This window comes from Streptococcus sp. 1343 (assembly GCF_013277355.1).
GTDB lineage: Bacteria > Bacillota > Bacilli > Lactobacillales > Streptococcaceae > Streptococcus > Streptococcus pseudopneumoniae.
Genome location: NZ_VMMT01000019.1, coordinates 14,127 through 38,236, shown reverse-complemented (window position 1 = coordinate 38,236; position 24,110 = coordinate 14,127). Strand labels below are relative to the sequence as shown.

Annotated in this window: 28 protein-coding genes and 4 pseudogenes; 5 read left to right on the top strand and 27 right to left on the bottom strand. The window is 38.6% G+C overall.

What is annotated here, in order from left to right; translation table 11 throughout:
• Positions 1-8: 8 nt before the first annotated feature.
• The 22 genes and pseudogenes from HT709_RS11675 to HT709_RS02790 all read right to left on the bottom strand — a co-directional run.
• Positions 9-389, bottom strand: a pseudogene (locus HT709_RS11675) (DpnD/PcfM family protein); the annotation flags it as partial.
• A pseudogene (locus HT709_RS02895) lies at positions 385-1,147 on the bottom strand (DpnI domain-containing protein). The pseudogenes HT709_RS11675 and HT709_RS02895, both read right to left, overlap by 5 nt.
• Positions 1,148-1,286: 139 nt before the next feature.
• A pseudogene (locus HT709_RS11670) lies at positions 1,287-1,625 on the bottom strand (hypothetical protein); the annotation flags it as partial.
• 256 nt (positions 1,626-1,881) lie between these two features.
• A complete protein-coding gene (gene rbfA, locus HT709_RS02885) occupies positions 1,882-2,232 on the bottom strand; it encodes a 30S ribosome-binding factor RbfA (RefSeq protein WP_001273597.1) in 351 nt (116 codons plus the stop codon).
• Between the two features lie 165 nt (positions 2,233-2,397).
• Entirely contained in the window at positions 2,398-5,199 is a 2,802-nt protein-coding gene (gene infB / locus HT709_RS02880) for a translation initiation factor IF-2 (protein WP_023938704.1), read from the bottom strand.
• A gap of 16 nt (positions 5,200-5,215) precedes the next feature.
• Positions 5,216-5,515 (bottom strand): YlxQ-related RNA-binding protein, encoded by a 300-nt coding sequence (locus tag HT709_RS02875; RefSeq protein WP_001041390.1) that lies wholly within the window; start codon positions 5,513-5,515, stop codon positions 5,216-5,218.
• Entirely contained in the window at positions 5,508-5,801 is a 294-nt protein-coding gene (locus tag HT709_RS02870; RefSeq protein ID WP_000857562.1) for a YlxR family protein, read from the bottom strand. The genes HT709_RS02875 and HT709_RS02870 overlap by 8 nt, the downstream gene beginning before the upstream one ends.
• A 21-nt stretch (positions 5,802-5,822) precedes the next feature.
• Positions 5,823-6,959: a transcription termination factor NusA gene (gene nusA / locus HT709_RS02865; RefSeq protein WP_023932582.1), complete on the bottom strand. Its 1,137-nt coding sequence runs from the start codon at positions 6,957-6,959 to the stop codon at positions 5,823-5,825.
• A gap of 43 nt (positions 6,960-7,002) precedes the next feature.
• Positions 7,003-7,482 (bottom strand): ribosome maturation factor RimP, encoded by a 480-nt coding sequence (gene rimP, locus HT709_RS02860; RefSeq protein ID WP_007284956.1) that lies wholly within the window; start codon positions 7,480-7,482, stop codon positions 7,003-7,005.
• 125 nt (positions 7,483-7,607) lie between these two features.
• Positions 7,608-8,243: a tRNA (guanosine(46)-N7)-methyltransferase TrmB gene (gene trmB, locus HT709_RS02855; RefSeq protein ID WP_001266096.1), complete on the bottom strand. Its 636-nt coding sequence runs from the start codon at positions 8,241-8,243 to the stop codon at positions 7,608-7,610.
• Positions 8,240-9,034: a phosphotransferase family protein gene (locus HT709_RS02850; protein ID WP_000363006.1), complete on the bottom strand. Its 795-nt coding sequence runs from the start codon at positions 9,032-9,034 to the stop codon at positions 8,240-8,242. Before HT709_RS02850 ends, trmB begins: the two co-directional genes overlap by 4 nt.
• Before the next feature lie 160 nt (positions 9,035-9,194).
• Positions 9,195-9,806, bottom strand: coding sequence for a type II CAAX endopeptidase family protein (locus tag HT709_RS02845; RefSeq protein ID WP_000394033.1), 612 nt, complete (start codon positions 9,804-9,806; stop codon positions 9,195-9,197).
• 29 nt (positions 9,807-9,835) lie between these two features.
• On the bottom strand, positions 9,836-10,084 hold the full coding sequence (gene blpZ, locus HT709_RS02840; RefSeq protein WP_000278083.1) for an immunity protein BlpZ: 249 nt from the start codon (positions 10,082-10,084) through the stop codon (positions 9,836-9,838).
• A 42-nt stretch (positions 10,085-10,126) separates the two neighbouring features.
• Positions 10,127-10,816: a CPBP family intramembrane glutamic endopeptidase gene (locus HT709_RS02835; protein ID WP_000760519.1), complete on the bottom strand. Its 690-nt coding sequence runs from the start codon at positions 10,814-10,816 to the stop codon at positions 10,127-10,129.
• A 31-nt stretch (positions 10,817-10,847) separates the two neighbouring features.
• Positions 10,848-11,081: a ComC/BlpC family leader-containing pheromone/bacteriocin gene (locus HT709_RS02830; protein WP_000379956.1), complete on the bottom strand. Its 234-nt coding sequence runs from the start codon at positions 11,079-11,081 to the stop codon at positions 10,848-10,850.
• A 307-nt stretch (positions 11,082-11,388) separates the two neighbouring features.
• Positions 11,389-12,425 (bottom strand): annotated as a pseudogene (locus HT709_RS11665) (thioredoxin domain-containing protein).
• A 165-nt stretch (positions 12,426-12,590) separates the two neighbouring features.
• Complete coding sequence (locus HT709_RS02815; RefSeq protein WP_078156111.1) at positions 12,591-12,776, bottom strand: hypothetical protein; 186 nt, start codon at positions 12,774-12,776, stop codon at positions 12,591-12,593.
• Between the two features lie 235 nt (positions 12,777-13,011).
• On the bottom strand, positions 13,012-13,242 hold the full coding sequence (locus HT709_RS02810) for a Blp family class II bacteriocin (protein WP_033679712.1): 231 nt from the start codon (positions 13,240-13,242) through the stop codon (positions 13,012-13,014).
• Positions 13,243-13,541: 299 nt separating this feature from the next.
• Positions 13,542-13,661, bottom strand: a complete 120-nt coding sequence (locus HT709_RS02805) for a PncF family bacteriocin immunity protein (RefSeq protein ID WP_007284953.1) — start codon at positions 13,659-13,661, stop codon at positions 13,542-13,544.
• A 2-nt stretch (positions 13,662-13,663) separates the two neighbouring features.
• Positions 13,664-13,894: a bacteriocin class II family protein gene (locus tag HT709_RS02800; protein ID WP_172925501.1), complete on the bottom strand. Its 231-nt coding sequence runs from the start codon at positions 13,892-13,894 to the stop codon at positions 13,664-13,666.
• A gap of 191 nt (positions 13,895-14,085) precedes the next feature.
• Positions 14,086-14,490, bottom strand: coding sequence for a hypothetical protein (locus tag HT709_RS02795; protein WP_050207408.1), 405 nt, complete (start codon positions 14,488-14,490; stop codon positions 14,086-14,088).
• A 19-nt stretch (positions 14,491-14,509) separates the two neighbouring features.
• Positions 14,510-14,746: a Blp family class II bacteriocin gene (locus tag HT709_RS02790; protein WP_000379959.1), complete on the bottom strand. Its 237-nt coding sequence runs from the start codon at positions 14,744-14,746 to the stop codon at positions 14,510-14,512.
• A gap of 282 nt (positions 14,747-15,028) precedes the next feature.
• On the opposite strand from HT709_RS02790, the gene blpA reads away from it, so the two are divergent.
• From blpA to blpC, 3 genes are read left to right on the top strand one after another with little or no spacing between them, the layout of a single operon-like run.
• On the top strand, positions 15,029-17,182 hold the full coding sequence (blpA, locus tag HT709_RS02785) for a peptide cleavage/export ABC transporter BlpA (RefSeq protein ID WP_000205164.1): 2,154 nt from the start codon (positions 15,029-15,031) through the stop codon (positions 17,180-17,182).
• A 10-nt stretch (positions 17,183-17,192) separates the two neighbouring features.
• Positions 17,193-18,554 (top strand): bacteriocin secretion accessory protein, encoded by a 1,362-nt coding sequence (locus HT709_RS02780; RefSeq protein WP_001069109.1) that lies wholly within the window; start codon positions 17,193-17,195, stop codon positions 18,552-18,554.
• Positions 18,555-18,610: 56 nt separating this feature from the next.
• Positions 18,611-18,766: a quorum-sensing system pheromone BlpC gene (gene blpC, locus HT709_RS02775; protein WP_000358818.1), complete on the top strand. Its 156-nt coding sequence runs from the start codon at positions 18,611-18,613 to the stop codon at positions 18,764-18,766.
• A gap of 41 nt (positions 18,767-18,807) precedes the next feature.
• Here the strand turns inward: blpC and HT709_RS02770 are convergent, their stop codons facing one another.
• The 3 genes from HT709_RS02770 to HT709_RS02760 are packed head-to-tail and all read right to left on the bottom strand — an operon-like array spanning position 18,808 to position 21,242.
• Entirely contained in the window at positions 18,808-20,148 is a 1,341-nt protein-coding gene (locus HT709_RS02770; RefSeq protein WP_172925500.1) for a sensor histidine kinase, read from the bottom strand.
• A gap of 13 nt (positions 20,149-20,161) precedes the next feature.
• Positions 20,162-20,899 (bottom strand): LytTR family DNA-binding domain-containing protein, encoded by a 738-nt coding sequence (locus HT709_RS02765; RefSeq protein WP_001219132.1) that lies wholly within the window; start codon positions 20,897-20,899, stop codon positions 20,162-20,164.
• 4 nt (positions 20,900-20,903) lie between these two features.
• The gene (locus tag HT709_RS02760) at positions 20,904-21,242 is read right to left on the bottom strand and encodes a LytTR family DNA-binding domain-containing protein (RefSeq protein WP_000682128.1); all 339 of its coding nucleotides are present in this window, start codon (positions 21,240-21,242) and stop codon (positions 20,904-20,906) included.
• 358 nt (positions 21,243-21,600) lie between these two features.
• Here HT709_RS02760 and HT709_RS02755 point away from each other — a divergent pair, with 358 nt between their 5' ends.
• Together HT709_RS02755 and HT709_RS02750 are read left to right on the top strand one after the other, a co-directional pair.
• Positions 21,601-21,852, top strand: coding sequence for a hypothetical protein (locus tag HT709_RS02755; RefSeq protein ID WP_001130045.1), 252 nt, complete (start codon positions 21,601-21,603; stop codon positions 21,850-21,852).
• Between the two features lie 28 nt (positions 21,853-21,880).
• A complete protein-coding gene (locus tag HT709_RS02750) occupies positions 21,881-22,210 on the top strand; it encodes a hypothetical protein (RefSeq protein WP_023935628.1) in 330 nt (109 codons plus the stop codon).
• 61 nt (positions 22,211-22,271) lie between these two features.
• Here HT709_RS02750 and HT709_RS02745 read toward each other — a convergent pair whose 3' ends face one another.
• Together HT709_RS02745 and HT709_RS02740 are read right to left on the bottom strand one after the other, a co-directional pair.
• Positions 22,272-23,321, bottom strand: coding sequence for an ABC transporter permease (locus HT709_RS02745; RefSeq protein ID WP_172925499.1), 1,050 nt, complete (start codon positions 23,319-23,321; stop codon positions 22,272-22,274).
• The gene (locus HT709_RS02740; protein WP_000889950.1) at positions 23,318-24,049 is read right to left on the bottom strand and encodes an ABC transporter ATP-binding protein; all 732 of its coding nucleotides are present in this window, start codon (positions 24,047-24,049) and stop codon (positions 23,318-23,320) included. Before HT709_RS02740 ends, HT709_RS02745 begins: the two co-directional genes overlap by 4 nt.
• Positions 24,050-24,110 lie beyond the last annotated feature (61 nt).

Genomic DNA, 24,110 nt, shown 5'->3' with positions numbered 1-24,110 from the left:
ACATCTATCTAATCATATATGCTAGTGTCATAGTTCTGAAAATCATCTGAATCAAGAACAATTTCACAACTCTTATACTTTTCTCTTACAAGTCATTCGGCTTCATCTGGATTTTCAGCTTCTATACTTACTAAACGTGATAAAGTTTCTGTAATTTCTACTGTATACTTTTTCAGTTTTAAATTGTTTTCCAATCATTCACTTATTAGCAATAATCTATATAGTTTTGGGCTTTCCAACCACTCTGGTAATTCATCTCCATATTCCCAGCTATATTTTTTATTCAATAAAAAAAGTTGTTTCTCATCACCAAACTCCATATTTTCAGACAACCACCTCACACAATCAGGGTCTGATAAAGTATAAACCATTACACATAAGTTTTCATAATTTCCGATACTTTCCTCTACCTTTAAATTCTATTATTTCTTTGTCTCTTAATATTTGAAGCTGTTGCCTAATCTTTTCTTTGATATGATTGTTCTTAACAAAGATATTTTTTAGGTCACTTTCAAAACGATACATATCTTCAAGGGTAAATTCTGAACCCTCTATCTTATCTATACAATTTAGAATTTCTATTGTCCAACCTCTTACTGAAAGAGAGTTCTTCCTTAAAAATAAACTTTGCTTAAATTCTTTTGTAACTTTTTCTGGATCTCTAACTTGTCCATTTTTCACAAAAAATATTCTTCCTTTAGAAAGTACTTGTGATAAATCAATGTTACAACCAATCCAACCTGCTCGTCTAGCAGTTGGCGCAAGTGGCTTCCTTTGAATAATTGATTTCGGTGTAACAAATTGCTTCGGAAGGACAAGAAAATTATTTACCTCAAAATTTTTTGTATAAGTTAAAAAAGAAATTAGAATTATTATCTACCTGCACACGCTCCATCATCGTTGCATAAGCACCATCATTGATTGTTGATGAAAAATTTCCTTTTTTGCTCTTTAGTTCAAACTCCTCACTACAATGATTACAGTAAAAATCTGCTACAGGTCTATTATTTTCAAAATGATTTAAAGGATTTTTCCCACAATTAGGGCAATAAGACTGACGATAAACCCAATCCTCCATTAAGATACGTGCCTTCTGACTATTACTTTTATAGGTTTCTACTAGTTCTAAATTAAATTGTAATTCCATTTAAAAATTCCTCACTAATATGAGAATTCACTCGATATAAGCAATTAAAATCTACTATAACTAGTATACCACATATATGTACCTATTACATTTGTATTTCATCATTCTCTTTTATATTTCCTTCTCACATATCTCATAAAATATACCCTAGTTCTTGAGCTAATTTTAAAGAAAAAGCATAAAATTGAGCTATATTCGCTGGTATGGTAATTGCCATGGCAAGTCCACCTGGTAATCCTGCAACAACAGAAGTCCCACTCGCTAATAAAACATTATCCCTAATACAGACATTAGCCACTCGATCTAAGATTTCTTAAGATAAGAGAGACGTTGGGCCTTGTTCTAATAAGGTAGGAATGTCCTGTGAATCTAATTCTTTGGAAAACTTATCCACTAAAAACTTCGAACGATCAACCTTAACAACAGGTAGTTTCACCACTTGTTGCAATACTTGCATAGCTAAGTCTTGTTCAGCCATATAAATACCTCTTTCTCTTGTATCTTTATCTCATAATATCACACTATCTAAATTTTATAAATCTTTTTAATAATTTTTAATACTCTTCGAAAATCAAATTCAAACTACGTCAGCTTCACCTTGCCCTACTCCAGTACAGCCTGCGGCTAGTTTCCTAGTTTGCTCTTTGATTTTCATTGAGTATAAGTCTAGAAAGATTCCCCCATCATGTTTTATTGCCTTTTTCTCCACCAAAAAAGAGGGTTGCCCCTCTTCTTTAGTTCTTATCCAGATTGCGTAGCATCTCGTCAATCTTGTTTCCATACTCGATGGACTCGTCTTTGACGAAGGTCAAATCTGGGATTTTGTACAATTTCAAATTGCGACCAAGTTCACGTTTGATGGTACCAGTTGCTTTTTCAAGCCCGATTTGGACTTTTTGGATATCCGAAGCAAGGTTACTCAAAATGGTGTAATAAACCTTGGCAACAGACAAGTCACCCAGCATCTGAACATCTGTGATGGTCACACCTTGGACACGTGGATCACGGACTTTCTTTTGCAAAATCTCATTGACTTCACGCTTGATTTCCATGCCCACACGATCTGTACGGAAATGATTTGCCATGATATTCCTTTCTCTACTTTGAACCAAAAGCTAGGCCAGCAGACCTAGCTATTTTTATTAGATAGAGGAACTAGAGCCATTTGAATCTAGGAAACAAGCCTTAGATAGAACTGAAGTTCATCAAGGCGCTGTTGACGACGAGTCAAATGAGCTATCGTTTCTCTATTATCTCTTGATTTCTTCCATGACATAGGCCTCAATCACATCATCCATCTTAATATCATTGTAGCCGTCGATCATCAATCCACCTTCACGGCCGTTTGTAACTTCCTTAACGTCGTCTTTATAGTGTTTCAAGCTTGCGAGTTCACCATCATAGATAACGACACCATCACGGATAACACGGACTTTAGAGTCACGGGCAACCTTACCGTTGATAACCATAAATCCACCGATAGTTCCCACTTTAGACACCTTGAAGGTTTCACGAATAACTGCTTCACCGATAACTTTTTCTTCGAATTCTGGATCAAGCATCCCTTTCATGGCTTCTTCCATCTCTTCGATAACCTTATAGATAATGCTGTGGAGACGAATTTCCACATCGTCAGCTTCTGCTTGTTGACGAGCTTGTGGTGTAGGGCGTACGTTGAAACCAACGATAAAGGCATTTGAAGCTTCGGCAAGGGTCACGTCAGATTCATTGATAGCACCGACCGCTGAGTGGACGATGGTCACTTTGACACCTTCCACATCGATTTTCTGAAGTGATGCAGAAAGGGCTTCAACAGAACCTTGTACGTCAGCCTTAATGATAACGTTAACAGACTTGAGTTCACCAGCTTTAAGGGTATCAAAGAGGTTTTCAAGGCTAACACGTTGGGTAGCTTGACGTTGTTTCATGAGGGCACGTTTGGCACGCTCTTCACCTGCTGCACGCGCAGATTTTTCATCTTCGTAGACAGCAAAGTGGTCACCCGCCATTGGCGCTTCGTTCAAACCTGTGATTGAAACTGGCGTTGATGGACCTGCTACCTTAACACGACGACCAAGGTCATTGGTCATAGCACGGACACGACCGAAGGTATTTCCGACAACGATTGGGTCTTGAACATTCAAGGTACCTTGTTGAACAAGAAGGGTTGCGACCGCACCTTTTCCTTTATCCAAGCGCGCTTCGATAACTGTACCGATCGCACGCACTGTTGGGTCTGCCTTGAGTTCTTGAATTTCAGCTACAAGAAGGACTGTTTCCAACAATTCTTCGATGTTTTGGTTGAATTTAGCTGAGATTTCAACAAATTCAGAATCTCCACCCCAAGCAGTTGACATAACTCCATGCTCTGCCAATTCACCGATAACGCGTTCTGGGTTAGCACCTGGTTTATCAATCTTGTTGATAGCTACGATGATTGGAACATTGGCCGCTTTTGAGTGGTTGATGGCTTCGATAGTCTGAGGCATAACCCCGTCATCTGCCGCTACGACCAAAATCGTAATATCGGTAACAGAAGCACCACGCGCACGCATAGATGTAAAGGCCGCGTGTCCCGGTGTATCAAGGAAAGTAATCTTCTTGCCATTTTCCACGATTTGGTAGGCACCGATATGCTGAGTGATACCACCTGCTTCACCTGTCGCAACACGAGAATTACGAAGGGTATCTAGGAGTGTTGTTTTACCGTGGTCAACGTGTCCCATGATAGTTACAACTGGTGGACGCTCAACCAATTCATTTTCATTGAGATAACCATCTTCGACAAAGAAACGTTCGATGTCAGCATTATCCACTTCAACCTTTTGTTTGGCTTCGATACCGTAATCCACCATGAGGAGTTCGATGGTTTCCCCATCCAAGGATTGGTTTTGTGTGGCCATGACACCCATCATAAAGAGTTTCTTAACGATTTCAGCTGGTTCACGTTTGATACGTTTTGCGATTTCCGCAACGGTCATACCATCTGTATACTCAAATTCTGTTGGCAATTCATGGAATTTACGCTCTGTAACAGGTTTTGGAGTCTGATTACGGTTGTTCTTGTTATTGCCTTTTTTGTTCTTTTTGTTGTTATTCCAGTTACTATTCTTTTGATTTCTCACTTGATTTTGACTACTTCGATTCTTTTGTTGTTTTCTAGGACCATCTTCTTCGTGATCATAATCGTCACGATTTTTGTCTGGTCGAGCTTGTTTCTTACGACGTGTATCCACTGGCGCTTCTTTAGCTACAGGAGCAAGTTCAACCACTGCTTGAACTTGCTGTTCTTGTTGCGCTTGTTCAGCTAACTTAGCCGCTTCTTCAAAGATTTCCTCTGGTTCCTTGCGTTTGTTAGCTTGAGCCAAGGCTTCTTTAGCAGCCTGATACTGCTTGAAACGTTCCTCACTTGAACGTGCATATTCAGCATTTTGCTCTGCTTTTAGGGCTGCTGCACGGGCTTTAAAGTCAACACGTGGAGCCGCTTGATTTGGACGTTTATCCTCTTGTTGACGGCGTTCATTTCCTCGATTTTGCTGACCTTGCTGTTTCTTAGCTTGATCATTAAAGCGACGATTATCGCGGTTGCCTTGACCTTGTTTTCCACCATTGCGACCGTCGTTTTTCTGACGGTTTCCGTTTTGTTGTTGGTCACGGTTATTGCCCTTATTTTGCTTGCGTCGTTCTGCCTGTTCTTTGGCACGAGCTTCACGCTCAGCCTTGAAATTACGACTTTGCGGTTTAGCTGCTACTTTTTCTGTTTTCGGAGCGACTGGCTCAGCAGGTTTTGCCTCTTCCTTAGCTACAGCTGGTTTAGCTGGCTCAGATTTTTCGGCTTTCTTTTCTGCACTTACTTTTGGTGCTGCAGGTTTTGCTTCTACTTTCGGAGCAGCTGCAGGCTTAAAGCTGGCAGCAATTTTTGCAGCGACAGCTTCTTCCACACTTGATGAGTGGCTTTTCACATCCAAGCCCAACTCTTTTGCACGCGCTACAACTTCTTTACTTTCTTTTCCAAGTTCTTTTGCGATTTCGTACAATCTTTTCTTAGACAAATCATGTCCTCCTCTTCTATTCCATAAGAGACCTCATTTTCTTTGTAAATCCAGCATCTGTTACAGCCAAAACCTTTCTCGATTTCCCGACTGCTATGCTTAATTCCAGTGTTGAAAACACGGTTACAATTTCCACTTGATAATAATGACTTTTATCTTGAATCTTCTTGGTCAGATTGGGTCCAGCATCATGAGCTAGAAAGACCAACTTGGCCTTGCCGTCTTGAATGGCCTTGACCACCAATTCTTCACCCGATATAATCCGCCCTGCTCGCTGAGCAAGTCCCAAGAGATTACTTATCTTTTGCTTATTCAAGTCCTAACTCTCTTCTTTTCACTTTGTGATCCACATAAGCGATCAACTCGTCATAAAAGCTTTCTTCCACTTCCATGCTAAAGCTGCGGTTAAAGACCTTCTTCTTTTTCGCCTCTAGGGCTTCTGCATTGTCTAGTTTGATATAAGCGCCGCGGCCATTGGCCTTGCCCGTAGGATCAATAAAGACTTGTCCTTCCTTGTTCTTGACAATGCGGAGCAAATCACGCTTATCAATCACTTCGTTAGACACAACAGACTTGCGCAAAGGGATTTTTCTTGTTTTCATCTTTCCCTCCTCTAGCAGCTTTTATTCTTCTACAGTATCGTTTTCTACTTCCAACTCTACTGAAGCAGCGTCTTCCATGGCTTCAAATTCGCTAGCAGACTTGATATCGATACGGTAACCAGTCAAGTGAGCCGCCAAGCGCACGTTTTGTCCACGACGACCAATGGCAAGAGAAAGCTTGTTATCTGGAACAACCACCAAGGCACGTTTGCTGTCGTTTTCATCAAAGATAACTTGGTCAACCTCAGCAGGAGCGATGGCATTGTAGATAAATTCAGCTGGATCTGCTACCCACTCGATAACATCGATATTTTCTTCGATTGGTACCATGCGGTCATTTTTAGCATCGTAACGAGCTGGGTGGAATTTGCTAGTAATCTTCTTAATATTAGCACCACCACGTCCAACGATTGTACCGATAGCATCCACGTTTGGATTGTGGCTACGAACAGCAACCTTCGTACGGTCACCTGCTTCACGAGCCACGCTCATGATTTCAACAGTTCCATCATAAACTTCTGGAATTTCTTGCTCCATCAAACGTTTGATCATTTCTGGATGGCTACGGCTAACAAAGACGTTCACACCACGAGGGTTGTCTTCAACCTTGTAAACATAAACTTCGATACGATCATGAGAAGCAAAAACTTCTCCAGGAATTTGGTCTTGTTTTGACAATTGGGCTTCGATGCTACCAAGGTTGACATAGATAAAGCGGTTGTCAAAGCGTTCTACTGTACCAGACATGATTTCTTGCTCATGTTCTTTGTAAGTATTGTAAGTGATGGCACGTGTTTGCTTGCGCATTTTTTCCATGATGGTTTGTTTGGCAGATTGGGCTGCTACACGACCAAACTCAGCTGGTGCTTCTTCAAACTTGATTTTGTCTCCAAGTTCATAAGCTGAATTAATGGCAAGAGCATCTTTCAAGCTGATTTCCAAACGGCTATCAAATACTTCATCAACAACTTCACGGACAGTATAAACTGTAAAGTTACCTGTTTTTTCGTTGAAGTCAATAGCTACGCTGTCTGACTGACCATAGCGTCTGCGATAAGCGGAACGAAGCGACTCTACTACTGCGTCGATGATGTCTTCTTTTTTGATTCCCTTGTCTTCTTCCAAAATGCGGAAGGCCTCTAGCATTTCTTTACTCATGTTTTCTTCACTTTTGAATCCTCAAAAGCTATCCTTTCTTTTTCTATAATTTAACTGCTAAACGTGCTTTTGATACTAAACTGTATGGAATTTGGACGGTTTTCTTACGCGTCTTGTCCATATATTCCATAGTCAACTCGTCCTCTTCGAAGGCCAACAAGGTTCCTTCAAAGACCTTTTGCTTATCGATGGCTTGGTAGAGCCCGACATGGATGTATTCCCCAACTGCTCCAGCAACGGCATCCTTGGTTTTTAAAGGACGTTCCAAACCTGGACTGGTGATTTCTAGGAAATATTGTTCTGGGAAGGGATCTGGCTTGATGGTATCTAGGACAGGACTGATCATTTCTGTCAAGTCTGCCGTGTCGTTCAAGGTAATTCCTTCAGGTTTATCTACAAAAATACTGAGAATCATGTCACTGCCAATCTTTCCATACTCGATATCCACGAGCTCGAAAGGAGCTTCTATGACAGGTTCTACAACTTCTCTGACTAATTCTACGATTGTTGCGATTGCGTCCACCTCCTCATAAGCAAGAGGCGAAGATATTTCCCCGCCTCACTTTTCATATTCTTACTCTTAGTATATCACATTTGCTAACTTATGTAAAGCAAAAGCACTTATACAGCCTGATTTCAGGCTATTTCTTAAAATTCTACCTCAACTCGGTAGATAACTTGCCCCTTATTGGAGAATTTTTGCTCGTATTCTGTCATGACATTGCCTTCAAAATCACTGGCATGTAAGTCTAGCCAGACACCATTGAGCTTCATGCCATACTGAGAAAAGCTCACTAAACTGTACTCAAACAAGCCACGGTTATCCGTCTTGAAATGAATTTCTCCATTTTCAGGCAAGATACGTTTGAAGGTATCCAAGAAGGTCTTGTAGGTCAAACGACGCTTTTCATGGCGTTTTTTCGGCCATGGATCTGAAAAGTTCAGATACAAGCGATCAATCTCACCGTCTTCAAAGTAGTCAGTCAAGTCAGAACCATCTACCCACAAGAGCTTGATGTTAGGCACTCCAACTTCAAGAACCTTGTCTAAAGCATAGCTTAAAACAGACTTTTGAATATCAATCCCGATATAGTTGATGTCAGGGTTCTGCTTTGCCATACCTGAAACAAAGGCACCCTTCCCACTTCCAACTTCCACATGAATGGGATTGTCATTGCCAAACAAGTCCCGCCATTTCCCCTTGGCTTCCAAGGGATTGAGGACCACATACTGGGGATTTGCCTCTAGTAATTCTGTCGCCCCTTTACGATTTCTAACTCTCATCTTCTCTTTCCATACTTGTCTCGGAAGTGACGCAAGCCATGAATCTCCCGATTAACATTTTCTAAATCTTGGTTCATATAATACTTGGAAATCTGGCTCAAATAAGACAATTGACCGTACCAATACAATTTACTTAATACCGTTTGATTATACTTGTAACCGTAGTAGGTCAACCATTCCTTCCACTGATGTTCTGGAATATAATGGCAGAGCATATGGGCCACATCAAACATGCGGTCGGTCAAGCGAACCGAATCCCAATCTACCAAATAAATCAAGCCACTATCTGTCTCAATCCAATTACTATGTCGTACATCTCCATGGACAATGGTCGCATAGTCCTCTCTAAATCCTGGAATAGTCTGACGTAAATCAGCCATCACTTCACTGATAAAATGATTTTTACGCAAAGCATCTGGAGCCGTTTCCTGCCAAGACTGTAGTAAATCTACAGGTGTTTCCATGGCATAGCCCAAACGACTCAACTGTGTCATCAAAGGACGTGAGCGATGAAGGCGGGTTAAAATATTGACGATTTGTTTACGATTCATATCATAGGGGGTCAATATCTTGCCTGTCAACCATTCTTGAGCACACATATCACGCCCATCTGCCAAACGGCGACTCCATAATAATTGTGGAGCAATTTGTTCTCTAGCTAGACCAGGTAGGATTGGAGAGGTGTTCATTTTTACAAAGATGCGCTTCCCATCAGGATAGCTACCCATATAAGCCTTGCCACTTTTCCCAGGTATGGGAGTCAGTGTTAGCTCATTATCACCCAAATCCATTTCTTTCCTCCGTATAAAGTTTCCTTACTATTCTACTAGTTTTTGGCCTATTCGTCAACCGCTCCACACCCGATTCTCAAAGAAAAGCCTCTGGATTGGCTTGGGTATCATTATAGAAAGAAAAAGGCAAGCACCGTCTTCTGCTTACCTTTCATGATTTTTATAAATAATATAAGAGTGGCCAAGCATTGTAAAACATGTGAACTAGAGTAGAAACCCATAGGTTTTGGCTCTTTTTATAAGCAAATCCCAGTAACAAGCCCCCAAGTAGATAAAAAATAAACGAAGGGACATTAGAAGGACCATGCATAAAAGAAAAGAGAGAGGAAGTTAGCACAAGCCCTAACCAAGAATTGTCAAAAACCGCACCTTGAAGAAGTCCTCTGAAAATGAGTTCCTCCTGGATGGGGCCAAAAACTGAGGAAGTCAAAATCAAAGACAGAGAAATTCCTCTGCTGACTTCCGCCAAGTGTTGAACTCCTGCGCCAGAAGAAATAGCGAAGAAATGAATATAAACCAGCGTCTCAAGTACACTTAGAAGAAAGATTGCAATGAAAAGCAAAAGGTCTTTCTTGCTTAACATCCCAAAAGAAATCATATCAAACTTTCTAGCATAAGCAACGCTCAGCGAGGTTACTAGAAGACTTACAAGAATCAATGCAAATTCATTTTGAAAAAAGTCCCCATGGTTAATCGTATAAGGAACTGTAATGACGATTATTAGTACTAAAAATCCAAAGCACAAGGCATGAAATTTATCAAAAAACTCCATAAAATTATCCTCCTCACCAAACAGACTTCCTACGCGTTATTCTTTAGTTCTAGCCTTTCCAAAACAAACCATTTGAGTAACCAAAATCCGACCACATAACCACCCCCTAAAAAGATAGCCATTAAAGATAGCATGGGGTTTAGGAAATTAAAGACCACCGCAGATACAAAGGTTAGCACAAAAACATTAAAGGCAATGGTGTCAGAAGCCAAGACTAGAATATAGGGTGTCAACCAGTCTAAGGTTTTGGAATCTAGGAAAAATAAGCGTTTATACATGATAACCTCCTCTATGGCTGAAAAGCAAGCCTTTTGCTTTTTTTACCCCAAGACCCTATGTAGAAAAGTCAGCAAAAACGGGAAGGTCGCTACAATATTATTGATCACATGCACCGCATAGGATGGATAAATACTCTTGGTATAGCGGGTCAAACCGGCAAAGATGATGCCAAATGTCGCAAAGACGAAAATATCTAACAGACTAGGTAAGTTTGAAAAATGAGGAAGAGCAAACAAAATGGAAGGAAGAAGCAAATCAAGGCCAAATCGCGAATGCTTAAAGAAGGCGTGTTGAAGTAATCCCCTATAAATCAACTCTTCCATTAGTGGAGTCAGGAAAAACAGGGTTACATAGATACCTAGCTCAGCAAAGTTGGTCCCACTATAACCGATCAATACGGCCCAACCTTCAGCAGTTGACTGAACATGTTTAGCTATCTGAACGTTAAAAGAGATCTGGAGCACTAGCACTAATACTGTCAAAATCGAATACCAAAGCCATTTTTTTCTTGGAATGTGAAAGAGATAACCATGACCTGTCTTAACCAGAATCCAAATCATGACTCCGCTAAATAGTAAACTCAAGATATTTTGAATCCAGACGAAATTGCCAATCTGGGAAGAAAATTGCCAATAATTTTGGACGATAAGCGTCAGCTGAGAAAGACCAAATACGAAAAATAAGTAAGAGAAGACTGCACTTATTTTGAATAGAAGTTGATACTTTTTCATAGAAATTCTTCCTCATTTCTTGTATTTCAGCCTATATTCCACATAAATGAAAACCCGCTCCTATATAACCACGGTCATGATAACCGCGCGGGCAGTAACCACTTACTGGAAAAGGACCTGAATTTTTTAATATAGGAGGGTAAGAACCGAATGGACTTACCTGATTAGCGTACCCTCTATAAATATCAGATACATCCCCACCCTCTATACGAGCAAGCATTTCATTATCCATAACTGCAAATTGTGACATCATTTTTGTATCCATGACGAATATCTCCTTTTTTATGTTTAATTTTTGTCCTGTTGCAACCTTAACAATGTTAGTATACTACTATTTTTTGAAATTTTCCATCCAAATCATAAATAGTCATCAAAACATCTTGAGGCGTTAAAATAGTCGAAAAAGAAAGCATTTCAGAAATACTTTACCTTTTACCATTCATTTCATATACAATTATAATCTTTTATATATAAAATAAATACACCTATCTTCTCATTCTTATCTACAGGCAAATTCTAGCCATATATTATTACAAACAAATAGTATCATTGCACCTGTTTACCATCTATTTTTATTTATGAATTTTTTGTTTCACTTTAATCATTACAGAAGTCATAAAAAACGCGACAGCCAGCCGAAGCAGTTGGTAACTTTCTTCCTCTCCTGTTTTCGGTAATAATTTTTCATTCGAAGTAATAGATTTGCTTACATAATCAGTCCCCTTAACATCAGTTGAAGGAGTTTTATTTTCTTGAGCAACATCAAAAATAGGTTTAGGAGTTTCCAATTGATTCTTATTGTCTAACATTGCTAAATTGTCAGATTGAGTAGTTTTAGCTTCAGAAGTTGAGTTTGTACTCTTCACTTTCCCACTATTTTCACTATTAGAATTGGGATTAACATTGGATATTTTCATTTCAGTTCTTTTTTCATCACTCATACCTTTGCTGTCACTTACAACTTTATCACTAATATTCATGCTGTCACTTCTAGTATTCTCATCACGGACACTTTCAGTTACTGTTTCCTCAGAAGATTTCACTGTCTCCGTTTGCTTAGGTGAGTTTCTCGAGTACATATAATCATACACCTGTTGTGCAGTTGCTCCGCCACCAACCCATCCAGATGTCGGATGTCCATTTCTTAAATACAAAATTGTTGGTGTTCCTGGAATACCGACTTTTTAAATAGAAACTCTCTCGCTTCCTCATCAAAATCCTTACCATCCAAATCATAATACTCTAACTTCTTTTCAATCAAGTTATTAAATTCTTTCAATTCAGGAGAAAATTGACGACAATGAGAGCAAGTTTTTCTACCAAAATAAATAGTATGTTCCAATTGATCCTCTGTAAAAGATTGACGAACAGCTTCAATATCTATCTTTTTAAAGTCCGTAACATTGTTCTCATATTCTTCTGGAGTTACAACAGAAGGTTTATGCTCCACCTTTTCCTTAGCCGATGGCAAATCTGGTGCCACAACAGAACTATCATTCGCCTGGATAGATGAAGTAGTAGGATGTTCTTCTGCATATACAACACCCGTAGTAATAGATGCAAATACAAGTGGTACAAGTAATAGCGATTTTATATTTTGTTTCTTCATAAGAATACTCCTTTACATTTGTTATCTTTATCTTACCTTATTTAAGATTACAAATTCATCTAAATCTTAAATGGTCATCGAAACATCTTGAATTGCAAAAACTTCATTATAAAAGAGTAAGTATTGCGAAAACACTTACCCTTTTCTTTTATACTTCATTAAGCTCTACTTTTTATAATACTTCAAGCCCCAAATGAGTAAAAACATGACAATCAAGCAGAGAATATCACCAATATAGGCGATTATTTGTTGGTAGAATTTTCCTGCTGTGATACTTCTATACAAACAAATAATAGACATAAAACCTGTCAAGCCGACGAACATGAGTTGATTGGTTCTAGGACTAACCAAATCATCATTTACGTATATTTAAGAGCATTTCTTTTATGTTAATGTATGTTAGCACTGAAAAGCAAGACAGGCCAATAATATTTAAAATGAACAGTAATGGGTTTAAGTCTCTAAAAAAATTAGCCACTGACACTATAAGAAATACTAACAATACTATAGTCGAAACTATTTTTTTCTTATCCATAATTATTCACTCCATTCCAAGTCAGTCCATCTTATCAACGAAGAGCGATTTTTAACAGAAGGTAGCAGCACCCGTTGCACCTCCACCCCAAAAACCAGCAGCCGCTCCAGATACAGTACCAATGATAGGTAGCGTTACAGTGCCCACAGCACCACCAGCAACTCCTCCAGTCAATGCACCTCCAACTACACCGAGTCCACATTTTATCCAACCGCCACCTTCAATACAAGCAAGCACATCAGTATCCATAATCTCAAATTGTTCCATCATTTTTGTATTCATGACAAATACTCCTTTTTTATTTTTAATTTTTGTCCTGTTGCAACTTTGACAATTTCAGTATAGCACTATTTGTTAAAGTTTTTCATCCAAATCTTGAATTGTCATCGAAACATCTTGAATTGTAAAAAAAATTAAAAAAAGCAAGCATGAAAAACATACTTTCCTCTTTATATTGTCTTGATACCGACTTGTTGGTAAACTTTTCACCCTGCTATCCCATATCACTTTGACAGACGAAATAATATTAAAGAAACTCCCCTGTAAATTAATCTAGCAAATACAGGGGAGAAATTGATTCTTTAGAAAGTACTATCCTTATTCTTTTTGGGAGATTTTGAAAATATTTTTCTAATTAAATCATCCATATAGGGGCCTAACATACCAACTACTAAACCAATAATAAAACTTTTAAAATCCATAATTACCACCAACATGTGGCTGCATAAGCTACACCTCCAAGTATAGCTCCTCCTGCAGCACCAGCTGCTGCACCTTGCCATGTTCTTGTTTTAATTCCTAGCCGAATACCTCGTGCTACTCCTCCTCCAACACCTGCTTTGGCAAAATCTCCCCAATTGCATCCGCCACCTTCAACGCAAGTAAGCATATCAGTATCCATAATCTCAAATTGTTCCATCATTTTTGTATTCATGACAAATACTCCTTTTTATTTTTAATTTTTGTCCTGTTACAACTTTGACAAGTTTAGTATATCATTGTTTTTTAAAATTTTTCATCCAAATCTTGAATTGTCATCGAAACATCTTGAATTGCAAAAACTTCATTATAAAAGGGTAAGTATTGCGAAAACACTTACCCTTTTCTTTTATACTTCATTAAGCTCTACTTTTTATAATACTTCAAGCCCCAAATGAGCAGAAGCATGATGATTAAGCAGAGAACAGCGCCAATATAAGCGATTAGTTGTTGGTAGGATTCTCCTGCTGTGATACCTCTATACAAACAAATAATAGACATAAAGCCTGTCAAGCCGATGAACATAAGTTGATTGGTTCTAGGACTAACCAAATCATCATCTTCAAACTCTCTTATCCTCATTTCCCTAGTGAGATAAACAGTAACCAAAATAGAAGCCAAGTTAATAACCACTAAAAGAAATTGGAAAACTACGGAAAAATTTAAAAACTGACGAGATAGAAATAGATAAGTAGAAACAACCAAAGGTATCTGACCAAACAACAATCTTACTAAGAATGCATTGCGTTTTGTTGCAAATATTGTGTTCATTACTATCTCCTTTCCTATGCTAACAGGTAAGTGCACCACCAATCCCACCTAGTACAGCACCAATTGCTCCTGTTCCTATAGCATATGGTCCCAATAGAAATGTCGAACCATAAGTTGTTGCATACCCATCAATTGCGCCATACGCAATCCCTGCTCCACAAGCAATTGTTCTTCCCCAATCAATATCTCCACCTTCAACGCAAGCAAGCATTTCATTATCCATAACAGAAAATTGTGACATCATTTTTGTATCCATGACAAATACTCCTTTTTTATTTTTAATTTTTGTCTTGTTGCAACTTTGACAAGTTTAGTATATCATTGTTTTTTAAAATTTTTCATCCAAATCTTGAATTGTCATCGAAACGTCTTAAATTAGCTTTTTTATTTAAAACTACCTCTAAATTTTTTTAAAAAGATAATTTCTAATCACTTTTTTTACCATTCAGGAACTTTCAATGACTATTCAAGATTTCATAAAATATGAACTTATTTTTATGGCATAATATACCTATCTACTATATGAAAGGAATTGCCAATGACTTCTTATAAACGTACATTTGTTCCTCAAATAGATGCTAGAGACTGCGGTGTTGCTGCCTTAGCCTCGATTGCTAAATTCTATGGTTCAGATTTTTCTCTAGCTCACTTGAGAGAACTTGCAAAGACCAATAAAGAAGGAACGACTGCTCTTGGCATTGTAAAAGCCGCTGATGAAATGGGCTTTGAAACAAGACCTGTTCAAGCAGATAAAACTCTCTTTGACATGAGTGATGTCCCCTATCCATTTATCGTTCACGTTAACAAAGAAGGAAAACTCCAACATTACTATGTTGTCTATCAAACAAAGAAAGACTATCTGATTATTGGTGATCCTGACCCTTCTGTAAAAATCACTAAAATGTCAAAAGAACGCTTTTTCTCTGAATGGACTCGAGTAGCTATTTTTCTAGCTCCCAAACCCAGCTATCAACCCCATAAAGATAAAAAAAATGGTCTACTAAGCTTCCTTCCTCTGATTTTCAAACAAAAATCTCTCATTGCTTACATCGTTCTCTCAAGTTTATTGGTCACGATTATCAATATAGGTGGTTCTTATTATCTCCAAGGAATCTTAGATGAATACATCCCAAATCAGATGAAATCAACTTTAGGAATCATCTCAGTCGGTCTGGTTGTAACCTATATCCTCCAACAAGTCATGAGCTTCTCCAGAGATTATCTCCTAACCGTTCTGAGCCAGAGATTAAGCATTGATGTGATTTTATCCTATATTCGCCATATTTTTGAACTTCCTATGTCTTTCTTTGCGACACGTCGTACAGGAGAAATCATTTCACGGTTCACAGATGCCAACTCTATTATAGATGCCTTGGCTTCTACCATTCTCTCTCTTTTTCTGGATGTTTCTATTCTGATTCTTGTAGGGGGAGTCTTACTGGCACAAAACCCTAATCTCTTCCTTCTTTCTCTTATTTCCATTCCTATATACATGTTCATCATCTTTTCTTTTATGAAGCCTTTCGAAAAAATGAACCATGATGTCATGCAAAGTAATTCTATGGTTAGCTCTGCCATTATCGAAGATATCAACGGGATTGAAACTATAAAGTCGCTCACGAGTGAAGAAAATCGCTATCAAAATATAGACAGCGAATTTGTAGATTATTTGGAAAAATCCTTTAAGCTCAGTAAGTATTCTATTTTACAAACGAGTTTAAAGCAGGGAACAAAATTAGTTCTGAATATCCTTATCCTATGGTTTGGCGCTCAATTAGTCATGTCGAGTAAAATTTCTATCGGTCAGTTGATTACCTTTAACACACTTCTTTCTTACTTTACAACTCCTATGGAAAATATTATCAACCTCCAAACCAAACTCCAATCTGCGAAGGTCGCTAATAACCGTTTGAACGAAGTCTATCTAGTCGAATCTGAATTTCAAGTTCAAGAAAACCCTGTTCATTCACATTTTTTGATGGGCGATATTGAATTTGATGACCTTTCTTATAAGTATGGTTTTGGACGAGATACCTTAACAGATATTAATCTCACGATTAAACAAGGAGATAAGGTTAGCCTAGTTGGAGTTAGTGGTTCTGGTAAAACAACTTTAGCCAAAATGATTGTCAATTTCTTTGAACCCTACAAAGGACATATTTCCATCAATCATCAGGATATTAAAAACATTGATAAAAAAGTCTTGCGCCGTCATATCAATTACCTACCCCAACAAGCCTATATCTTTAATGGCTCTATCTTGGAAAATTTAACCTTGGGCGGTAATCATATGATTAGCCAAGAAGATATTCTAAGAGCTTGTGAATTAGCTGAAATCCGTCAAGACATTGAAAGAATGCCTATGGGCTATCAAACTCAGCTCTCTGATGGAGCTGGTCTATCAGGAGGACAAAAGCAACGAATAGCCCTCGCTCGTGCTCTTTTAACTAAAGCTCCTGTTTTAATACTAGACGAAGCCACTAGCGGTCTTGATGTCTTGACTGAGAAAAAAGTTATAGATAATCTTATGTCCCTAACTGATAAAACCATTCTCTTTGTAGCCCATCGTCTCAGTATAGCCGAACGAACTAACCGTGTCATTGTTCTTGACCAGGGGAAAATCATTGAAGTTGGTAGTCACCAAGAGTTAATGCAGGCGCAAGGCTTCTACCATCATCTGTTCAATAAATAAGGAGAATGTCATGAATCCTAATCTTTTTAGAAGCGTCGAGTTTTATCAGAGACGTTACCATAACTATGCGACAGTGTTAATTATACCTCTTTCATTACTACTTACTTTCATCTTGATTTTCTCCCTTGTTGCCACAAAAGAAATTACTGTTACTTCCCAAGGAGAAATCGCTCCTACAAGTGTCATTGCATCTATTCAGTCAACCAGTGATAATCCTATCCTTGCTAATCATTTAGTGGCAAATCAAGTAGTTGAAAAAGGTGACTTACTCATCAAATACTCTGAAACAATGGAAGAAAGTCAGAAAACTGCCTTAGAAACTCAATTACAAAGACTTGAGAAGCAAAAAGAAGGACTTGGAATTTTGAAACAAAGCTTAGAAAAAGCGACTGATCTTTTTTCTGGCGAGGATGAATTTGGCTACCATAATACCTTTAGGAATTTTACTAAACAAGCTCATGATATTGAACTGGGTATCACAAAGACTAACACTGAGGTTTCAAATCAAGCTAATCTTGCCAATAGCAGTTCATCAGCCATCGAACAAGAAATTACAAAAGTTCAACAACAAATTGGAGAATATCGAGAATTGAGAGATACTATCATAAATAAAAGGGCTCGCTTACCAACTGGCAATCCGCACCAGTCAATTTTGAATCGTTATCTTGTAGCCTCACAAGGACAAACACAAGGAACTGCAGAGGAGCCATTTTTATCTCAAATTAATCAAAGTATTGCAGGTCTTGAATCATCTATCGCAAGCCTCAAAATTCAGCAAGCTGGTATCGGAAGTGTAGCAACTTATGATAATAGTTTAGCAACCAAAATTGAAGTACTCCGCACTCAGTTTTTACAGACAGCTTCTCAGCAACAACTAACCGTGGAGAACCAATTAACAGAATTAAAAGTACAGCTAGATCAAGCGACACAGCGCTTAGAAAACAATACCTTAACCGCCCCAAATAAAGGTATCGTTCATCTGAACAGCGAATTTGAAGGTAAAAATAGAATTCCAACTGGTACAGAAATTGCTCAAATATTCCCTGTCATCACAGATACAAGAGAAGTACTAATCACTTACTACGTATCTTCTGACTATCTACCTCTACTAGATAAAGGACAAACTGTAAGATTAAAACTGGAGAAGATTGGAAATCACGGCATTACCATCATCGGCCAACTTCAGACAATTGACCAAACTCCTACCAGAACAGAGCAAGGTAATCTCTTTAAATTAACCGCTCTTGCAAAACTATCTAATGAGGATAGTAAACTTATCCAATATGGCTTACAAGGTCGCGTCACTAGTGTAACTGCAAAGAAAACATATTTTGATTATTTCAAAGATAAAATTTTAACCCATTCTGATTAATTTTCAGATAACACTCTATAACTATTTATTATCTTATCAAAAAGGAGAATCATAACATGGATAAGAAACAAAACCTAACTTCATTTCAAAAACTAACAACTACTGAACTCAACCAGATTACAGGTGGAGGATGGTGGGAAGAACTCTTACATGAAACAATTTTAGGTAAATTTAAAATCACAAAAGCACTTGAACTACCTATTCAGCTATAAAAATAAGACCGAGAAACAAGCACTCTCGGTCTTATTTTTTATCATTCTGTATGTATTATAGTAAACACCTGACGAAATACTTGATTTTGGCAGGTGGTATTTAGACTGGTATTGGGATGGCTTTCCACAAGCTTCATGACGGTATAGAGACCAACTCCTCTATCCTCCCCTTTAGAACTGGCTCCAAAGGAGAAGATTTCAGAAATATCTATGCTCTCTTTTTTGATGGAGTTTTCAATGATAAAGGTCTCCTGTGCTCCATTTTTAAAAAAGGCAATTGAAACATGAGGTTGACTAGTCTCTGCACTGGCTTCAATAGCATTATCACAAAGGATAGACACAATGGTTAGAAAATCAAGTAGGCTCATCCCCTCAACCTGAATCTCCTCAGGAACTTCAACATTAAAGACAATGTTCTTTTCTCTAGCTTTTAGAAATTTCCCTGCTAGGAGACTTTTGAGGGCGCGGTCCCGAACATTCAACAATCGCCCAAGGTCATATTTATTGTCCTGCAATTTCTGACTGGAATCTTTTAAGACGGAGCCGTAGACCTCTTTTATCTGCTCCATATCCTCCTCTTCAATACCCAGACGTAAACTAGTCAAGAGGTTGGTGTAGTCATGGCGAAAACTCCGTACTTCCTTGTAAAGCTCCTCTATATGCAGACTATAGCGTTCCATATCTCTATAGCGCAAGGCCTGCTCTTGGTCCAATCTCTCATGGAGTTTGTCCTTCAAATAGGTATCTAATTTCTTGATAACCCCCATAAAAAAGAGGAGGTAAAACACTAGAATCAGATGGCGAACAGTCTTTGATTGAATACCTTGTTCATATTCAAGGTAAGATAGACTTTGCATCACTAGATAATAAGACCCCATTACCCAGTTAATCTTAGTAAGAGACTTTTGAAAACCTTTATCGAGAAACTCCTTTCTCAATCTAGTGAAATCATAGTCTAACCATTTCAAAAAGACTAAAACTATGAAGCAAACGAATATCATAATCAATACAAAGATAGGATTGCCATCCCCATCTACAATTCCTTGCCCCAAAAATGGAAGCACAAAATAGGAAACACCTCTGTAAAAGAGCTCTACTAATATCATTGGGAAGAGACCATAAAAAATAAGGATTTTTTTAGGAAGCCCTCTTAACAATAAGAAAGATAGACCTATACCGAACAAAGGTTCTATAAAATAGGACAAATATTCACTTACATCCAAAAATTGAAAAGTCGCAAAAATGGCTCCTAGAAGAAATTTCAGAAGAAAAGCTTTGAAAATCCTCTCAAAAGTGAGACCAATTCCATCTACCTTAAAGAAAATGACAATTTCTAGTCCATTAATAACAAGCGCATACAACAATATCCAAGCAACAGCCATAATTTCTCCTTAATCAGTGTAAGTTATTGATAGCTTCAGACACTTTCCTGACCTTATAACGCGCGATTAGACAGCTTCCACCATTGGGAAAGAAAAGCAGTTTTTCTTTCTTATCTAAATGCACCACATTTGCTGGATTGATAAGAAAAGAGCGATGGCACTGCAGGAGACGAGGCTCCTGCTTGAGAATCTCCTCTAAACTCGCTGTAAATTCCAGTCTGTCCGTCTCGGTATAGAGAATAACATGATGAGATTTTGGGGACGTTTCGAGATAGTAAACCTCTTTAAAAGGATACTGGAATTGAGCAAATTTTGATTTAAAATAAAAGCAATCTTCCGCCAGACTTTTACTGTCTTGACCATTGGCATAGAGGAGGGCTGTCTCGATACGAGATTCAAACTTCTCTGCCGAAAGGGCCTTATCAATATAGTCCAAAGCAGACACTTGGTAGCGAAAGGACAGGGGCATAAACTCCGAGTGAGTCGTCACAAAGACGATCAGGGCATATGGATCCCGATCTCGAATCTTTCTAGCCACTTCTAGCCCCTTCATCTCCTCGTTTCGAATCTCAATATCCAAAAAGAATAGCTGATGTGCGCCCTTCTCATGCACCTCTGCCAGTAGCTGGTCTGGCTTACCAAAGACCTCAAAAGAGCTGGGAATGATATGATGTTCTTTCAAAAGTTTCTCAATCGTCGTTTCAATCCTAGTCTGTTGGGAAAAATCATCTTCCAAAACAAATATTCTCATCTTCCTACTCTCCTTCTTTCAACCATTTTTGACGAATTTCTCTATAGCGACGTCTGGCATACTTGACAGCGTATTGACCTTCTTCTCCGAGAAAAAGGATTCTTTCTTGAAAATCAATCGATTTCACTTTATCAAGATTGACCAAACAATTTCGATGACATCTCATCAAGGTTTTCCCATATTGGTTCTCAAGATCACTTAAATTTTGAACCATATTAAAACTAGCTTCTTCTGTAACAATCTGTACAGTATGGGCTTTAGTTGGATGTGTTTGGATATAGTAGACATCGTCGATGTTTACTTTATAAACTGTTTTCTGTGTCTGAATAATCATATGTTTCATTGGATTCTCCTCCTAAGAAAAGAATAACAGAAAAGTTCTCACACAAGCGCACCCAATCCTAAACAGTCTTTGAAAACTCCTAAAAGGACTATTTTTCTACAACATCATGACGAGCTTACAACTATTTTATCATAAAATTCACTCAGCGCAATTCAAGACATTTCAAGGACAATTAAAGATTTGAAGGTGAAAAAGGAGATAAAAGTGATAGACTATGATTATAGAAAGACTATGTTTGCAACAACTTTAAAAATCATCAAAAAAGGAGGGGTGCATATGATTTATTCACATCCACCATGATTAACACCCTATAAATATACTCTATTGCAATTGACGTAAATATAACAAGGAGAAAATTATGGCCAAGTCAAATAAAACAAAACAATTAACATCAATCGAACTTTCTCATATAAATGGCGGTAGTATTCCATATGGATGGTATTCTCCGTTTCATATGATTAGCGATAATGTACTATGTAGAAATGGATATTCATATAATAAAGCTAATCTTGATAATGGTAAATGTATCATTGATTGGGGCAACATAGTTGGCAATGTTGCTAATAATATAGGTGCCTCACTAGGAGATTTACACAATCCCTTACCTTAAAACATAAATTATATAGGAGGTCACGTAAATGACAGACACAAACCCCATCAAAACAGCTCAGGCTTTGATTACTGACTTAAATAAAGCCTACCAAGCATGCAAACAGGCAACCGCTGACGACGTCCGCTTTCAGGAGCAATTAAACTCTATTCTTGGTTTTTTAGCCAAGGCTGAGACAGTGGATAATCGAGTCTTGATTGAACTGGAAAAATTTTACCAGACTTCCAGTCTTCTCATGGGACTCAGCGCTCTTGATCCAGATGCTCCAACTCGCGCCGCTTGGCGGGCCTATGACCGCTTCCACTTTGACCAAGTCAAGACCAAGTTGAGCCTCTACGGGCCAACCATTATCTTGTAGAAAATAAAAGAAGTTGAGGCAAACTGAACTCAACTTCTTTTTTAGTGTCATATAGGCAATGTTAGTCCTGCATCTGACGTTTTACCTGATAAGGCAAATACAAGACTTGTAAAACCAAACCTGCACCCAGCAAGGCTAGAAGGGCTAGTTTTTCTTGGAAGGTAATCAACCCGACAACTAATTCCACAAGTAAAACAAAACTGGTCAATCCTCGGACTACCGCCTGCAAGCCTTTTTCCTTTTGCCCCTTGTCCAGTGGAAAGAGTTGAGTCAAATACTGGTAGTCAAAGGCATGATAGAGGGCCAGCAACTGGAAGAGCAAGAGGTAGTTAAAGAGAACTACCACTGCTGTCGCAATCCAAGCTTGCTCGATAAAGACCTGCGCCAGCAAGGAAAGTAGGAGCAGACGGAGACTGAGCGCAAAGAGATCTCCATTTCGCAAATAAGAACGAAGATAGAGATTTTGCCAAATCTTCCCAGGCACCTTCTGAACAACCTTTAGGATAAAGTCCAGATAGGCACGACGCTTGACGCTGTTTGAAATTCCCTTTACCTGCGTAAAGAGGGCAAAGAAACGAAGCAAGACTTGTTTGCGCTTGCTTTCTTGGGAAATGACATAGTCCCAGTTCAGTCCAGTTTCAGTGAAAAATTTGCTGGCCTTTTGACGAAAGAGGAAATATTTACCTAACCCAAACAAAAGCACATAGATTAGGAAGACAGGCAAGCCATAACCCATGGCTAAAAATAAGGGCGCAAATAAAAGCAAGAAAAGGGTCTGTACAAAGAGCCAAAAGACTAGGGAAATGCCAGTTTGACGCTTGAGATGGAGCTTGATTTCCTCTTCTCCAACTAAGAGAAAGAGCTTGTCTGGAGCCTCCATATAGGTGGCAATTCCACCCCAAAGCAACAGTAAAACAGAGGTAATTCCTACAAACAAAAGGATGAGCCAATGATTTTCAGGAAAATCTTGCAAGAGTTGACTGTACTGGTAGGCTAGAAAGCCCAGCAGGACAAGCAGGAACAAGACAAAGTGGTCATTGAGAACATAACGTAGATAACCAAGACACTCCTTACGAAAAGCCTGCTTTCTCTTTAAAAACAAGTCTTTCATAGGTCCTCCTCTTTGGTCAGAGCCAAGTAAATATCATTCAAACTAGCCTCAGGCATGTTAAAGGCTTCGCGCAGTTGCAGGAGATTTCCCTTAGCACGCACTTCCCCTTTGTGAAGAATGACAAAAGCATCACACATCTTTTCCGCTGAATCCAGCACGTGGGTACTCATGAGAATAGACTTGCCTTTTTGCTTTTCCACTTCCAAAAGCTGAATCAAGTCCGCAATAGCCAACGGGTCAAGACCAAGGAAAGGCTCATCCACGATGAAAAGACTTGGATCCACCACAAAAGCACAGATAATCATGACCTTCTGCTTCATCCCTTTTGAAAAATGAACAGGGAACCAGTCTAATTTCTGGTCCAGACGGAACATTTTTAACAAAGGTTCTACTCGATCAAAAGCAAGATCTTGCTCAATACCATAAGCCATGGCAACCGTTTCGATATGCTCTCTGAGGGTCAATTCCTCATACAAGCTAGGTGTCTCAGGAATGTAGCCAATTTGCTTGCGGTAACTTGTCGCATCTTCTTGCAGGGTCAGGCCATTGATATTGATGGAGCCACTATAAGGTGTCAACAGACCGATAATTTCATTGATGGTCGTCGATTTTCCAGCACCATTGAGACCAATCAAACCGACCAACTGCCCACTTTCAACAGTAAAAGACACATCTTTCAAAACAGGGACATGAACATAGCCACCTGTCAGGTTTTTAATTTCTAACATATTTTCTCCAAATCTGGTATAATGTAGCTATATTATATCAAAATTCAGTACAGTAGAGGTA